Source organism: Streptomyces sp. NPDC002403 (assembly GCF_053593015.1).
Map to the genome: position 1 here is coordinate 1 of NZ_JBSFBQ010000045.1, position 13445 is coordinate 13445.

At 69.4% G+C, this 13445-nt stretch carries 15 protein-coding genes, 2 pseudogenes and 1 riboswitch; of the genes and pseudogenes, 10 read left to right on the top strand and 7 right to left on the bottom strand.

The features are described 5' to 3' along the window. The coding region (locus ACWCPY_RS33305; RefSeq protein WP_451271307.1) for a helix-turn-helix domain-containing protein at positions 1-256 on the bottom strand (256 nt) is incomplete at its 3' end. Positions 257-401: 145 nt separating this feature from the next. Here ACWCPY_RS33305 and ACWCPY_RS33310 point away from each other — a divergent pair. The 3 genes from ACWCPY_RS33310 to ACWCPY_RS33320 all read left to right on the top strand — a co-directional run bounded on the left by ACWCPY_RS33310 (position 402) and on the right by ACWCPY_RS33320 (position 1989). Next, positions 402-1205, top strand: a complete 804-nt coding sequence (locus ACWCPY_RS33310) for a TSUP family transporter (protein ID WP_451271309.1) — start codon at positions 402-404, stop codon at positions 1203-1205. 146 nt (positions 1206-1351) lie between these two features. Then, positions 1352-1756, top strand: coding sequence for a DUF6221 family protein (locus ACWCPY_RS33315; RefSeq protein ID WP_451271311.1), 405 nt, complete (start codon positions 1352-1354; stop codon positions 1754-1756). Beyond that, positions 1753-1989, top strand: a complete 237-nt coding sequence (locus ACWCPY_RS33320) for a hypothetical protein (RefSeq protein WP_451271313.1) — start codon at positions 1753-1755, stop codon at positions 1987-1989. Before ACWCPY_RS33315 ends, ACWCPY_RS33320 begins: the two co-directional genes overlap by 4 nt. 74 nt (positions 1990-2063) lie before the next feature. Here ACWCPY_RS33320 and ACWCPY_RS33325 read toward each other — a convergent pair whose 3' ends face one another. After that, positions 2064-2570 (bottom strand): DUF6624 domain-containing protein, encoded by a 507-nt coding sequence (locus ACWCPY_RS33325; protein ID WP_451271315.1) that lies wholly within the window; start codon positions 2568-2570, stop codon positions 2064-2066. Between the two features lie 398 nt (positions 2571-2968). On the opposite strand from ACWCPY_RS33325, the gene ACWCPY_RS33330 reads away from it, so the two are divergent. After that, a complete protein-coding gene (locus tag ACWCPY_RS33330; protein WP_451271317.1) occupies positions 2969-4477 on the top strand; it encodes a carotenoid oxygenase family protein in 1509 nt (502 codons plus the stop codon). Between the two features lie 114 nt (positions 4478-4591). Here the strand turns inward: ACWCPY_RS33330 and ACWCPY_RS33335 are convergent, their stop codons facing one another. Next, positions 4592-5137 carry a YciI family protein gene (locus tag ACWCPY_RS33335; protein ID WP_451271319.1) on the bottom strand — a complete coding sequence of 182 codons (546 nt, stop codon included), beginning with the start codon at positions 5135-5137 and terminating at the stop codon, positions 4592-4594. A gap of 225 nt (positions 5138-5362) precedes the next feature. On the opposite strand from ACWCPY_RS33335, the gene ACWCPY_RS33340 reads away from it, so the two are divergent. Then, complete coding sequence (locus ACWCPY_RS33340) at positions 5363-6955, top strand: oleate hydratase (RefSeq protein WP_451271321.1); 1593 nt, start codon at positions 5363-5365, stop codon at positions 6953-6955. A gap of 46 nt (positions 6956-7001) precedes the next feature. Here ACWCPY_RS33340 and ACWCPY_RS33345 read toward each other — a convergent pair. Then, positions 7002-7255, bottom strand: a pseudogene (locus ACWCPY_RS33345) (fluoride efflux transporter FluC); the annotation flags it as partial. A gap of 150 nt (positions 7256-7405) precedes the next feature. Then, positions 7406-7470, top strand: a riboswitch (Fluoride riboswitch). Positions 7471-7501: 31 nt separating this feature from the next. On the opposite strand from ACWCPY_RS33345, the gene ACWCPY_RS33350 reads away from it, so the two are divergent. From ACWCPY_RS33350 to ACWCPY_RS33360, 3 genes are read left to right on the top strand one after another with little or no spacing between them, the layout of a single operon-like run. Then, on the top strand, positions 7502-7987 hold the full coding sequence (locus ACWCPY_RS33350) for an inorganic diphosphatase (RefSeq protein ID WP_451271323.1): 486 nt from the start codon (positions 7502-7504) through the stop codon (positions 7985-7987). A gap of 27 nt (positions 7988-8014) precedes the next feature. Continuing rightward, the gene (locus ACWCPY_RS33355) at positions 8015-8803 is read left to right on the top strand and encodes a hypothetical protein (protein ID WP_451271325.1); all 789 of its coding nucleotides are present in this window, start codon (positions 8015-8017) and stop codon (positions 8801-8803) included. A gap of 4 nt (positions 8804-8807) precedes the next feature. Beyond that, entirely contained in the window at positions 8808-9344 is a 537-nt protein-coding gene (locus ACWCPY_RS33360; protein WP_451271327.1) for a SixA phosphatase family protein, read from the top strand. 1 nt (position 9345) lies between these two features. Here the strand turns inward: ACWCPY_RS33360 and ACWCPY_RS33365 are convergent. The 3 genes and pseudogenes from ACWCPY_RS33365 to ACWCPY_RS33375 all read right to left on the bottom strand — a co-directional run. Further along, positions 9346-9552, bottom strand: a pseudogene (locus ACWCPY_RS33365) (phosphopyruvate hydratase); the annotation flags it as partial. A 92-nt stretch (positions 9553-9644) separates the two neighbouring features. Further along, on the bottom strand, positions 9645-10145 hold the full coding sequence (locus ACWCPY_RS33370; protein WP_451271329.1) for an inorganic diphosphatase: 501 nt from the start codon (positions 10143-10145) through the stop codon (positions 9645-9647). Next, positions 10130-11212, bottom strand: coding sequence for a hypothetical protein (locus ACWCPY_RS33375; protein WP_451271331.1), 1083 nt, complete (start codon positions 11210-11212; stop codon positions 10130-10132). The genes ACWCPY_RS33370 and ACWCPY_RS33375 overlap by 16 nt, the downstream gene beginning before the upstream one ends. Positions 11213-11669: 457 nt before the next feature. Here ACWCPY_RS33375 and ACWCPY_RS33380 point away from each other — a divergent pair, with 457 nt between their 5' ends. Next, complete coding sequence (locus ACWCPY_RS33380; RefSeq protein WP_451271333.1) at positions 11670-12260, top strand: isochorismatase family protein; 591 nt, start codon at positions 11670-11672, stop codon at positions 12258-12260. Positions 12261-12641: 381 nt separating this feature from the next. Next, positions 12642-13307 carry a DUF4097 family beta strand repeat-containing protein gene (locus ACWCPY_RS33385; RefSeq protein WP_451271401.1) on the top strand — a complete coding sequence of 222 codons (666 nt, stop codon included), beginning with the start codon at positions 12642-12644 and terminating at the stop codon, positions 13305-13307. Positions 13308-13445 lie beyond the last annotated feature (138 nt).

Sequence of the window (13445 nt, forward strand, 5' to 3'; positions counted from 1 at the left end):
GCTCGACGTCGGCATCTGTGATCTTCCTCGGGGCACCCGGTCGCGGTTCGTCCGAGAGCCCTTCGAGGCCGCGTTCGATGAACCGCCGCCGCCAGATGCGGACCGTGTCCGCGGCAACATTCAGCCGACGGGACACCTCCAGAATGGAGTGTCCCTCGGCGCACTCCAGCACGATCCGCGACCGCTGGGCCAGAGCCTGGGCCGTCGTCCGGCGACGCACCCAGCCCTCCAGCACCGCCCGCTGGGCATCAGTCACCAACAACGGCGGAATCTTCGGACCCGGACGACTCATACCCAACCAACGATGAATCTCCGACTCAGGACACTAGTGGCTGACACGCGAAAGAAGTGTGCCGACCATCGCATGCGAGCAGGCCCCCGCGGCTGATGAGGTGGGAGGCATGGACTTCGTGATGTTGATCGGGGTCGGGCTCCTCACCGGGGTGACGACTGTGTTGTTCGGATTCGGTGGAGGGTTCGTCGCGGTACCGGTCGTGGTTTGGGCGGACGCCGTACTCGGCGCGGACGCGATGCGGGTGGCGACGGCCACCTCGGCCCTGGTGATGGTGGTGAACGCGGGGTTCGCGACGGCCGTCACGCCGCGGCGGGTACTCCTCTCGCTCCGCGGCAGCGGCATGCTGCTCCTGCTTCTGGCGGCCGGCGCCTCGGCCGGTGCGCTCGCCGCACGCCTCGCTCCGTCCGCCCTGGCCCACTGGGCATTCGTCGCGTACGTCGCGCTCACCATCACCGACCTGCTCCTGCGCCCCGGCTTCCTCCGCCCGAGCATCCACGCCGGGACAGCAGCGGACGCCCCGCGTCCGCTGCCCTCCGCCCTCGGCGCACCGATCGGTGCGGTCGCCGCCTTCCTGGGCGTCGGCGGCAGCGTCATGACCGTCCCAGCGATGCGACGGGCCGGGCACACGATGAGCGTGGCGACCGCACTGGCCAACCCCCTGACCCTCGCCATCGCACTGCCGGCCACCGCGGTGTCCCTGTGCGTGGCAGCGGTTCCCGCCGCCATGCACGCGCAGGTGCGGCTGGTGGGCCTCATCGACCTCCGCGCAGCCTCGGCGCTGCTCCTGGGGGCCCTGCCGGTCATCGCGGTACTGCGGCGACGCCCGCCGAGGATTCCCGACCGCATCCATGCCTGGGCCTACATCGGACTGCTTTTCGTGGTCACGGTCGCGATGGTGTTCCTGGCCTGACTGATCGCTTCGCGGCGAAGTCCGCCGACGGCGCCACCTGTTGACATCGATGGCTGCCGACGACGAGGCCGTTCGTCAAGATCGGGCGTCGCCCCCGGTTCACCGATCCTTCCGTCCCGGCCCAGCCGGTACGAGAGGATGGCCGCATGGACGACTTGATGCGGTTCCTTCGTGACAGGCTCGACGAGGACGAGTCCGTGGCGCGCGCTGCCGGGGGCGGCGGCACTGACGGGCTCCGCTGGCTGGATCACGGCTCGGGGAGCGGTCTGGTGAGTGACGACGCCGGAATGGTGGTCACGCACAACACCGGAGTGAGCGACCAGCACGCCGCCCACATCGCCCACCAGGACCCGGCTCGCGCCCTGCGCGAAGTCGAGGCCAAGCGTGGACTGCTCAAGCGGTACGAGGAGCCGGAGACGAGTGCGGCGCTGCCGGACTCCTTCAACAAGCTCACGGCCGGTGTGGAACGCACGGTCCTGCTGGAAGTCTTCCGCCACCTGACCCTGCCCTATGCCGACCACCCCGACTACCGCGAGGAATGGCGGCCATGAGCATCCGGTCCAGCGTGCCCGGCCCCGACATCCGGGCCCTGAACGGCTTCGACGAGACCGCTCGCTTCCGTGCCGAGGGCGATCCGACCATCAGCATCGATGCCGCCACCACAGGCCATCACGACCACATCCGCCTTGCGCTCCACGACGACGGAGAGATGGAGGCGCTCCTGTCACCCGAGGCCGCACGCACACTGCGCGACAGGATCGACGAGGCCCTGCGCATCCGCTGACCGCGCTCGGCCTTCGGCACGGGCCCGCACCCGAGGAGCGATCCGATCCGCCGGAGGCGACTGCGAAAGGGCCGTCAGGCCACCGCGAACTTGGCGACGTACTCGTCGAAGGGCTCGATGCCGACCTCCGCACGCAGTGCGTCCATCCGGTCGGGCTCTTCGCAGGGCCACGGAAGCGGTGCCCCGTCCTTCACACCGGCGATCTGCGTGCCGTAGAGCTGCTTGCGGCCCTCGTTGACCAGCGTGCGGTCGCGCAGAAAGGCCAGCTCGCGCGGGCGGGCCGCGCCTGCCGACACCGCCTGCTCCATCAGTCGGAGGGCGCGGCGCTGGATGTCGAGCTGCCGATCGGCGTGCTGGGCGATCAACCAGGCCGCACGTGCGGCCTCCTCGCCGACCAGATCTGCCGTCGGCCATCCGTACTCATCCAGGATCTCGCCGAGCCGGTCACCGTGCCGTGCGGTCAACCGGCGCCACGCCAACTGCTCGGCGGGATCGTCGCTGTTCGCGCGGATCGAGGACCGGTGATCGGCCGCAGCCATGTCCGTAAGTTCCATGACCAGCGCGGCAATGTCGTGCGTCATTTTCAACTCCAGGGTCGAGCAAGTGACTTGAACTCGTTGTCAGGAACCCTAAGGCGCATAGCGGGTGCAAAGATCATTACGGAGAACGGTGACAGGAGTCCCGGCACACGGCGATAATGGATACACGCCCGGAGTCGGAGCGCAGGTCCGCGTGTCGGTGACGAGGGCGACTTCCCTCCGATTGCATCCGACTCCCGCGAGTCGAGGACCATGTGTGACTTACCGTCAATTCATCTTCGTACAGGGATGATTCCTTGGTGGTGGGCCTATGGGGGTGGCACCAGCACCACCCCCGTACACGGGCCTCAGGCCGCCTGACTCGCCCTCGCCGGCGCAGCAGACTCTTTCCCAGGACCGGCGAGGACCCGCCGGGCACCGATCACAGAGAGGGAAGAGCGATGACCGGTCACACACGCCGACGGATCCTCCACGGAGCGGCACTCGCGGCGGCCGGGAGCGTCGTAGCAGGCTACGGCCTCGGCCACTACGCCACCGCGGCGCAGGCCGCAACCGGTGGCACAGGAGCCGGAGGCGGGGACACGTTCCCGTTCCTGGACGGGGCCTTCGCCCCGGTCACCGAGGAACTCACCGCGTTCGGCCTGGAGGTGACCGGCCGGATCCCGCGCGACCTGGACGGCCGCTACCTGCGTACCGGCCCCAACGTGCTGGGCGTCGAGGATCCGCGGGCCCACCACTGGATGCTCGGCGACGGCATGGTGCACGGGGTGCGGCTGCGTGACGGGCGCGCCGAGTGGTACCGCAACCGGTGGGTGCGCTCCTCGCAGGTGGCACGGAAACTGGGCGAGCCGTACCCGGGCGAGGCGCCGCCGGACGACTTCGCCTGCAACACACACATCATCCCGTACAAGGGGCGCATCCTGGCCCTCCAGGAGAGCGGACCACTGCCGTACGAACTGGACGGCGAGCTGAACACGGTGCGGCCCTACGACTTCCGCTCCACACTGGAGGGCGCGTTCACCGCGCACACCAAGTACGACGCGGCGGCGGACGAACTGCACGCGGTGGCGTACTACCCGACCTGGGACCATGTGCGCCACCTCGTGGTCGACCGGACCGGCCGGGTGGCACGGACCACCAGGATTCCGGTGGCGGACGCGCCGATGATGCACGACTTCGCACTCACGGAGAAGTACGTGGTGATCGTCGATGTGCCGATCACCTTCGACATGGCGGCCGCCGAGGCGGGCGCACCCGTACCCTATGTCTGGAATCCGCAACACCCCATGCGGGTGGGGGTGATGCCCCGGACCGGCGGGGCCGTCCGCTGGTTCGAGATCGATCCGGTGTACTACTCGCACACGCTCAACGCCTACGACCAGGGCGACACCATCGTCATGGAACTCACCACGATGCCCGCACCGTTCTACGCCGCGGGCCGGGGCAACGGCGGACCCTCCGCGAACGGCACGCCCGTGCTCGACCGCTGGACCATCGACCTGCGCGCGGGCCGTGTCCGCAGCACTCGGATCGACGACCTGCCGCAGGAGTTCCCCCGTGTCAACGAGTCCCTCGTGTCGCGCCGGCATCGCTTCGGGTACGCGGCGAGCGCGGCGGAGATGTGGCGTGCCTACGAGACGGTCGACGGGATCCCGCCGGACGACAGGTTCACCAACTGCCTGGTGAAGCACGACATGCTGCGGGGCAGCCGGCAGGTGCACCGATTCCCGGTCGGCGCGGCAGCCGGGGAGCCCGTGTTCGTGCCACGCCGCGGGTCACGGGACGAGGACGACGGCTACCTCCTGTCCTATGTGCACGACCCCGACCGCGGTGCGAGCGACCTGGTGATCCTTTCCGCGCAGGACTTCACCGGCCGCCCGCTGGCCCGTATCCACCTGCCGGGGCGAGTGCCGCTCGGCTTCCACGGGAGCTGGGTGCCGGACGCGTGAGCGGGGCAATGCCCGGGCACCGGTGGTCAGGCCGATGCGCCGGGGGTACGGGCGGACACGGGGAAGCTGAACGACCCGAACGGCCGCGCGGCCATCGGCCTCCGAACTCCTCGCTCAGGACCGCCGTCCGCCGAACTGCCAGTTGTGCACCTCGATGTCTGCGTACCGCTCCGCAGTGAGAACGGCACGTGCCGTGTCCGGGTCCGGCGCCCGGACCAACGCCGCCGTGCCCAGCCAGGCGGTGCCGTCGTCGGACAGCAGTGGTCCGTAGGCGATCAGCTCGTCCCGATGGAGCGGCACCGTGAGATCGGCGGTCTGCCCCGTGCCCAGGCCGAGCACCAGGTAGCGGTTGCCACCGGTCCGGCCACCGGGGAAGTCCCACATGGTGCGCCCCAGCAGGTTGCGCCATCGTCGTACCAGCACATCGCGGTACACGCCGGCCTGGTAACCGGGCTCGTCGAAGGCGAACGTGCGGGCGGCAACGGCATCGGGCAGGTCGACGATGTGCACACTGCCGGTGGGCGTGTCGCCCACGAGTGTCGGGCCCCGGGCGATCATCTCCTGCGCGTACCGGTCCATATAGGACCAGTGGTCTTCCAATAGCTCGGCGCGCAGCGTCACTGAGCCGGGCCGGTCGCGGTGATAGCAGAAGAACTCCATGCCACAGGGTCTCTTCGAGAGGGCGATCAAGTCGAGCGGGTTTCCATGTGACGCCCGCTCGGCAGCCTCGACGGCTCCGTGAACCCCGGTGACCGGGCCGATGGCGCCCGGCCTGTTCCGTTCGCGCGATGTACGGAGGTGCGAGAGGCTCGGTGGGGAGCCGGCGGGCCGCACAGTCCGCCGCGACCGCTCCGTGCTCGTTCCCGCCGTACCGGAGGTCAGCTCGTGCCGGCATCGAAGAACTCCCAGGTCTACCTCGTCGGCGGTGGCGTGGCCTCGCTCGCCGCAGCCGCCTTCCTCGTACGGGACGCGGGGGTGCCCGGCGAGAACGTGCACATTCTGGAGCAGTTGCCGATCGTGGGCGGATCGATGGACGGAGCCCCCGCCCCGACCTCCGAGGGCGGATACGTCACCCGTGGTGGCCGGATGTTCGAAGAAGAGCACTACGTGTGCCTGTGGAACCTCCTGGAAACGATCCCGACCCTGGACGATCCGGCGATCTCGGTACGGCAGGAGATGCTGGCCTTCAACATCGAGCACCCCACGAACGCCAAGGCCCGGATCATCAACAGCGATCGCACCATCGCCGACGCCTCCCGGCTCGGCCTGGACGCCCGCGATCGCGTCGACATGACCCGGCTGCTCGCGCTGCCCGAGCGGGTGATCGGCGCCCGTCGTATCGACGACTTCTTCCAGCCGCACTTCTTCACCACGAACTTCTGGTGCATGTGGCGTACGACGTTCGCGTTCCAGACCTGGCACTCGGCGATCGAGCTGAAGCGATACTTCCTCGCCTTCGTCCAGGAATTCGACCGCATCCACACGCTGTCCGGGGTGCGGCGCAGCAAGTACAACCAGTACGACTCCGTCATCCGTCCGATCCAGGAGTGGCTCATCGCCCAGGGAGTGCGGACCGAGTTCGGGGTGACCGTCACCGACATCGACTTCTCCGACGCCACCGCCCGCAGGGTCTTCCGACTCCGCCTGGAGCGTGACGGCGCCGAGTCGGGGACGATCGAACTGGGCGAGGACGACTACACGTTCCTGACGATCGGGTCGATGACGGCCGACACCACGTACGGCGACCGTTCCACAGTTCCCGAGCTGATCCGCGACAAGCGGGACGGTTCCTGGCGGCTGTGGGAGTCGATCGCCAAGAAGGCCCCCGACTTCGGCCGTCCGACCGCCTTCTGCGGCAACATCGACGAGAGCAAGTGGGAGTCCTTCACCCTCACCATGACCGGCAGAACTCTGCTGGACCGCATCCAGGAGTACACCGGCAACGTCCCCGGCGAAGGTGCCCTGATGACCTGGAAGGACTCGCGCTGGCTCCTCTCGGTCGTCGTGCCGGCTCAACCGCACTTCCGGGACCAGCAGGAGGACACGTACACGCTGTGGGGATACTCGCTGTTCGGCGACGTCCCCGGCGACCACGTGCCGAAGAAGATGGACGACTGCACCGGCGCGGAGATCCTCGACGAGCTCCTCGGCCACCTCGGCTTCGACGACATCGCCGACGAGGTCCGGGCCACCACCAAGGTGACCACGGTGCAGATGCCCTATATCGACGCCCAGTTCCAGCGTCGCACCGTCGCCGACCGGCCTCTGGTCGTTCCCGACGGTGCCAAGAACTTCGCGTTCCTCGGCCAGTTCGTCGAGATCCCCGAGGACGTGGTGTTCACCGTCGAGTACTCGGTCCGCGCGGCCATGCTCGCGGTCTACCACCACTTCGGCGTCGACAAGGAGATCCCGACGATGTACCACGGCCTCTCCGACCCGAAGATCGCCTGGTCCGCCCTGAGAACCGCCTTCGCCTGATCCCGCCGGAGCCCAGTCGGCCCGGCGTCTTTGCCGGGCGGGGCGACTACCTCCAGACGGCCCGGGCGAGCGCCGCGCCGGTGAACGCGGCTCCGAGTCCGGCCACCACGCTCGCCGTGACGTTGGCCGCCGGGCAGAAGCGTGCCCCGTCCTGGGCCAGGCGCAACGTCTCGTACGAGAAGGTGGAGTACGTCGTCAGTGCCCCGCACAACCCGATGCCGATGAAAGCTGTACCGCGGGTGGGGCCGACCCGGCCGCGACCGCGCCGGTGAGCAGGCCGAGGGCGAGGCAGCCGCTGACGGCGTCGTCGCCGCGGTTCGGGTACGGCGGGCCCCACCGCCGTGCGATGAGAACGAGATCACCGCTCCGGGCAGCTTCCCAGGCGCCGCGAACGTTCTCCCATCCGGCCGGGGCCGGCGGTTGTACCACCTGGCCGTGCGCGGGACACTGGACACATGGGGCGATGAGGCTCGCCGCAACCGCGCCGATGCGGCGCTGATGGCCTCTGCGTGATCCAGCCGTCCGGCGTTGCGGGAGGTGGGCGCGGTGCCTCGCATCAAGGTCGAGGTCGAGTCGACCATCGGGTCCTCCATCGGCAGGCACGGCAGTCCGGAGTCCGCCGAGCACGATGAATCGAGCCGCGACGGCGGCTGGCCCGTGGGCGAAGGATGCGCTCAGGACACCTTGGGCGAGGACGGCCGGTCCGTGCGGACCATGGTCCTGATGCAGGAGCCGGCGCGGCCGGGCGACGAGGTGCCGGCCTGGCCGGTGGCCGTGCTGCATCTGAGCGACGGCCGACGTGACCTGAACGAGGTGGTGTGCGTCGCCGAGGCCGAGCCCTTCGTCGATCTGGTCGACCTCGCGGACCTGGGCCGCTGGCACGCGGAGCCGGCCGCATGGGCAGCTGCGCTCGGCAGGCTCTCACCCGGATCAACGTATCGGCTGACGGGCTGCGGCAGCCGGAAGGAGGCCGATCGACTGGTGGCGGATGCCCACCACACCTACCTCCAGCTCACCGGATGCATGGACTGACGCACGCCGGCGGAAGGAGGACTCGCTGTGACGACGGTCATTGACGGCCGTACGCGTCATGCGGTGGCACTCACGGCGGCGCGCAATCGGCTGCTGCGCATGAGCGTGCACCTGCCGGTCATCAACGGCGAGCCAGGGCCGCTCCACGCACGGATACTCGTCGTCGCGGACGTGCTGTTGCGGACGCTGGAGGCGGACGGCCACCAGCTGATCTGGGCCTGCGAGCTTCCCGACCCGTCACCGGAGCGGGTCAGGACGTTGCAGACCTTCATGACCGCGCTCGGAGTGCACCCCCCTGCCTCGTTCACCGGCAGCGGCGCAGAGGCGCTCGACGCCCTTGGCGGCCCGGCCCACGTCGATGTCTTCGGCGACGGACGGCACGATGTCGAACCGGGGGTCTGGGTGGAGGTGGGACGTGCGGACGGGACGGGGGTGCACGGGCGACGTCCGGCAGGGTGCGAGGATCTGCTGGCCATCAGGCTCGGGTTGCTCAGCCGGCCGTACCACCGGCCGCTCACCCTCACGCCCGGTGATGTCGTCGAGGCAGATCGGACACTGCTGCGCTGGCGGGGACGGGTTGCGCACTGGGCGTGTTCGCCGTCGAAACCGGTGCCGCGGGAAGTGAGCCGCGCGGCGGCCGACGCGCTGGCGGCGGACCTCGGCACGCCGGCTGTACTCGACCTGCTGCTCCGCGCCGAGGTGGCCGATGGCGTGCCCGAGGGCGCGAAGTTCGAGACCTTCGCCTCCTTGGACCGGATTCTCGGCCTGGAACTCATCCGTGAGATCGGCCGCCTTCCGCTGCGGGAAGCGGGGTGAGACCGTGCCCAGGCCTGCCCCGGCCCGACTGATCGTGCTGCGGCACGCCAAGTCGGCCTGGCCGGACGGCGTCCTCGACCACCAGCGCCCGCTCGCGGGCCGGGGCCGCCGGGACGCTCCGGCAGTCGGACGTCGGCTGCATGACGCGAAGTACGTTCCCGACCTGGTCATCTGCTCGACGGCCCGGCGTACCCGGCAGACATGGGATCTGGTGGCGGCGCAGCTGGGCGCGTCACCGGAGGTGGTGTTCGAGCCACGGGTGTACGAGGCGAGCGCGTCCACCCTGGTAGCCGTTCTGCGTGATGTGCGGGAGCGGCAACGGACCGTTCTGCTGATCGGGCACCAGCCCGGAGTGCAGGACCTGGTCCTGTCCCTCGCAGGAGGCGGAGAGGCCGAGTCACTCGCGCGGGCACGCGTGAAGTACCCGACCTCCGCGGTCGCGGTGCTGTCGCCGACCGGCCCGTCGTGGTCCCACCTCGCGCCGGGCACGGCGACGCTCGACGACTTCATCGTCCCCCGCGGTACCACCGTCACACAGTGAGGATGCCGGCCCGTACTCCCTGACCGGCGAACCGGGCAGGATCGCCGTCGCGCACCTCGACCGCCTCGCGGCTGCCGGTGGACGCCCCGGAGGGGACTCCCGCCCGGACGCGGGTGCCGTCCGCGGTGATGAGGCTGACAGCGAGAGTCGGACGGGCACGGGAGCCGAGAATCTCCACGGCGTGAAGCCCGGAAATACGCACTGGCATGATGCCTCCTCAGCGAGACGGGGACCGGGTGGGAGGACCGGGTCCCTGTCCGTGCCGGAGAGGGGCCGGCCCACCCGGATTGCCCGCAGCGGTCACGAGGGTTCTCCGGTCTCTTCGCTGAGGGCGCGTTCGCGGGATGCCTCGATCTCCGCATACGCCGCGGCCCGTCCTTCCCAGTGGGATCCCTCGACGGACTTGCCCGGTTCAAGATCCTTGTACACCTCGAAGAAGTGGGTGATCTCCAAGGTGTCGAAGGTGGGAATGTCACCGATGTCCTGCACGGTGGCATAGCGCGGATCATGCGCGGGGACACACAGGACCTTCTCGTCGGGCCCCTTCTCGTCCTTCATGACGAACATGCCGACAGCCCGGCACTCGACGAGGCAGCCGGGGAACGTCGGTTCGCCTACCAGGACGAGCGCGTCGAGCGGGTCGCCGTCGCGGCCCAGTGTTCCCTCGACGTAGCCGTAGTCGGCCGGGTACTTGGTGGAGGTGAACAGCAGCCGGTCCAGACGGATGCGGTGCAGTGTGTGGTCCATCTCGTACTTGTTGCGGGATCCCCGAGGGATCTCCACCGTCACGTCGAACTCCATGACTTCCTCCTGGCGATGGGGTGTTGGTACTCCGGTACGTCCTCGGAGCGGTCGGGGACGCCTTCATGCGGGGCCGGCAGTCCGGCGCCGGCGCGCCGCTTTCCGCCTTCGGCCAGAAGTCCGCGGAATCGGCTGAGCCGCGTATTCCACCGGTCGTGGTTGGCGGCGAGAACAGCGGCGACATCCGGCCCGTCGGCAGCGGCCAGGTCGTGGAGGTGGCGGGCGCACAGGACGGATTCCTCGCCCGAGGGACGCCCGCGGTCCGTGGCCGCCGCCCACGTCAACAGGCGTCGCACAGTTCGGTGTTCGGCCAGACACAGCGGGCAGCAGCCCACGTCCGCGTCGGCTCTCCAGCAGCTGGTCACCGAGCGCTGCTGCTCCTCCTCGACCGGGAGAATGGGGTCGATCCGGTCGAAGAGCACGCTGCGGGCCTGCGCGTCTTCATCCGTACCGGCCGGCCGTACAAGGCCGCGGCGCCCCTCCTCCGGGAACGCGGGTGCCGCGTCGGCGAGATGAGGACCGTGCTCGTAGGGGGCACGTGCGGCGAGCGATGCCGTGTGTGGCAGGCAGAGCGCGCCCTGCTGCACCGCATCCCGGATCTGCACGCGGCCGAAGCCGTGCAGCGGAGTCTCCGACGCCCGCGCGATCGTGTCATCACCCGCCACACAGCACGGACATCGGGCACGGCGCGTGTCCGGTGCGTCGAGCAGCCGTATCCCTCCGGCGAGCGCCGGGTCGTGTACCTGAGGCATCAGCCATGTGGCCGAAGCATCGGCGAGCAGGCGCCGAGTGTGCGCGGGACGGAATCCCGAGGCTTCCTCGCCCCGGGTACGGGTGCCCTGCTCCGTATGGGTTTCGATGACGAAATACGACAGCCGGCGCGCCGCGCACTCGTCGCGCTCCCGGCACACGGCGCACAGCCCGCCCTCAAGCAGGTGCAGAGCGTCGCTCAGGGCGCGCCGCTCGTGCTCCGCCGCCGCGCCCCGCCGCGACCGGTCCGGCCAATGCCGACCGTCCGCCTGGCCGCGGAGCGGGAGACCCTTGCGGGGCCGGGCCGTGCCGGTCACGGCGCGATCCCCTCCCCGCAGACCTTCCTCGCCCGGTCCTGCGGCGCCGTACCACTCGGCCCACCGGGCATATGTGCCGACGGCCGGGGCTCTGTGGGCGTGGGCATGGTTCCTCCTGGTCGCAGAGAGACAACCAGGGACCGTCAGCGGTCATCGACCGCGGTTGCGGTGAGCCCCATCACCGGCACGCTCGGCGTGCACTTCCAGTATGCGCTTCACCCCAGTTCACCGGCTTTCGTGCAGGGCGCCCGTGCTGACCTGCTTCGACGGCTGAGGGGAGCACGCTGCGGGACTTCACTGTCCCTGCGGTTCCTGCGGGTGAGGGGAGGGAGTGCTGCACCGCGTTGCCGTGCGTGCCGCGCCGCTCGGGTGAACGACCGGCGAGTGGCGCGCCCGTCCACTGGCGGCAGGGCGACCATCGAGGGAATGGCTGTATCCGAGGGAAAGGGCATTCCCCATGCGTCGTGCACTGATCATCGTCGATGTGCAGAAGGACTTCTGCGAGGGCGGCAGCGTTCCGGTGAAGGGCGGCGCGGACCGGGCCGCCGCCATCGCCGAGCTGCTTCGGCGCTCGGACGAGCAGTACGCCTTCGTCGTGGCCACCCGTGACCACCACATCGATCCGGGCACCCACTTCTCCGAGAACCCCGACTTCCAGGACTCGTTCCCCGTGCATTGCGTCGTCGGCAGCGAAGGAGGTGAGTTCCACCCGGACTTCGCGCCTGCTGTGGACTCCGGGCACGTCGACGAGGTCGTCTTCAAGGGAGCGCACTCCGCCTCCAAGAGCGGATTCGAAGGCTTCACCCAGGACGGGACGACGCTGTCCGACTGGTTGAAGGCCCGCGATGTCACCGACCTCGACGTCGTGGGCATCGCAACCGACCACTGCGTCAAAGCCACCGCGCTGGACGGAGTACGGGCGGGCTTTGCGGTACAGGTCCTGCTCGACTACACCGCCGGCGTCGCCCCAGACACCACGCGCACGGCACTCGACGAGCTACGCCGGGCCGGTGTGGCGCTGAGCGGCGAACCTGTCGTTGTCGCCTGATCAGGTCGGCCCCAACACGGAGTCCGTGTGCGGAGTGTGCCGGATCTTCTCTCATGGGGCGTTCATGCAGGTTCAGCAGGGGTTGGTCATGGAGGCCCGGGATCTGCGCCCAGGCTTCGGCCGGCCCCTGCTGCCCAAGCGCACCGAGGTCCGCGCCAGTGGGCCCCGCCTCCGGTGGCACGGTGGGCCGGTCGTAGCGTTCATCCTCTATTCATTGCAATGACTGAGCGATTGACGTTGCGTTAGCTTCATAGCTATTGCAACGATTTCAATGCTTCCGCCTGCGTAAACGTAAATCGTGTGCAATGAATATGTTGTCGAACTTTGGAAAGCAACGTAGCGTTTCCTGTGTCAGAAACAGTCAGCGCCATGGGAGACACCATGCAGAAGTTCGACACCCCCGCCCCGATCTCCGCCGTCCTGGACATTCCCGCCGGACGTATCCAGTTCATCGCCTCCAACCGCGCCGACACCACCGTCGAGGTCCTGCCCGCGAACCCCTCCAGGAGCCGCGACACCAAGACGGCTGAGCAGACCACCGTCGCCTGCGCCGACGGCGTCCTTCGGATCACGGCCTCGACCCCGGACACCCGGCTCTCCGGCCCCTCCGGATCCCTGGAGGTCACCGTCCGACTGCCCGTCGGCTCCCGCGTCGAGGCCAGGACCGCCGGCGCCGAGCTCCGCGGCGTCGGACGCCTCGGCGACCTTGCCTTCGAAGGCGCGTACCGCCAGATCAGGATCGACGAGGCGGAGAGCGTCCGCCTCACCGCGATCGACGGTGACGTCGAAGTCGGCCGGCTCAACGGCCCCGCGGAGATAAGCACCACAAGAGGCGACATCCGGATCACCGAGGCAGTACGCGGCACGGTCGCGCTCCGCACCCGGTCCGGCGACATCACGGTGGGCGCCGCCGCCGGCGTCCCGGCAGTCCTGGACGCCGGCACCGACCACGGCCGCATCAGCAACGCCCTCAAGAACAACGGCACCGCCGAACTCGACATCCGCGCCACCACCGCTCGCGGCGACATCACCGCCCGCAGCCTCTGACAGAACCGGAACCAGAGGTATCCGGCCGGGCCGACCACGACCGAGCTCCTGCCGCTCGTTCCCGAGGCCCGGCCACCCGACCCGCGAGGCCCGCGATCCGCATGCAGGTCCCGGACAAGAGCCGTACAGGACGCCTGA

Excerpts from the sequence above, each read along its gene's own strand:
- ACWCPY_RS33385 (WP_451271401.1), top strand. The coding sequence starts at position 12,642 with ATGCAGAAGTTCGACACCCCCGCCCCGATCTCCGCCGTCCTGGACATT.
- ACWCPY_RS33380 (WP_451271333.1), top strand. The coding sequence starts at position 11,670 with ATGCGTCGTGCACTGATCATCGTCGATGTGCAGAAGGACTTCTGCGAG.
- ACWCPY_RS33325 (WP_451271315.1), bottom strand. The coding sequence starts at position 2,570 with ATGACGCACGACATTGCCGCGCTGGTCATGGAACTTACGGACATGGCT.
- ACWCPY_RS33330 (WP_451271317.1), top strand. The coding sequence starts at position 2,969 with ATGACCGGTCACACACGCCGACGGATCCTCCACGGAGCGGCACTCGCG.
- ACWCPY_RS33310 (WP_451271309.1), top strand. The coding sequence starts at position 402 with ATGGACTTCGTGATGTTGATCGGGGTCGGGCTCCTCACCGGGGTGACG.
- ACWCPY_RS33315 (WP_451271311.1), top strand. The coding sequence starts at position 1,352 with ATGGACGACTTGATGCGGTTCCTTCGTGACAGGCTCGACGAGGACGAG.
- ACWCPY_RS33335 (WP_451271319.1), bottom strand. The coding sequence starts at position 5,137 with ATGGAGTTCTTCTGCTATCACCGCGACCGGCCCGGCTCAGTGACGCTG.
- ACWCPY_RS33320 (WP_451271313.1), top strand. The coding sequence starts at position 1,753 with ATGAGCATCCGGTCCAGCGTGCCCGGCCCCGACATCCGGGCCCTGAAC.
- ACWCPY_RS33370 (WP_451271329.1), bottom strand. The coding sequence starts at position 10,145 with ATGGAGTTCGACGTGACGGTGGAGATCCCTCGGGGATCCCGCAACAAG.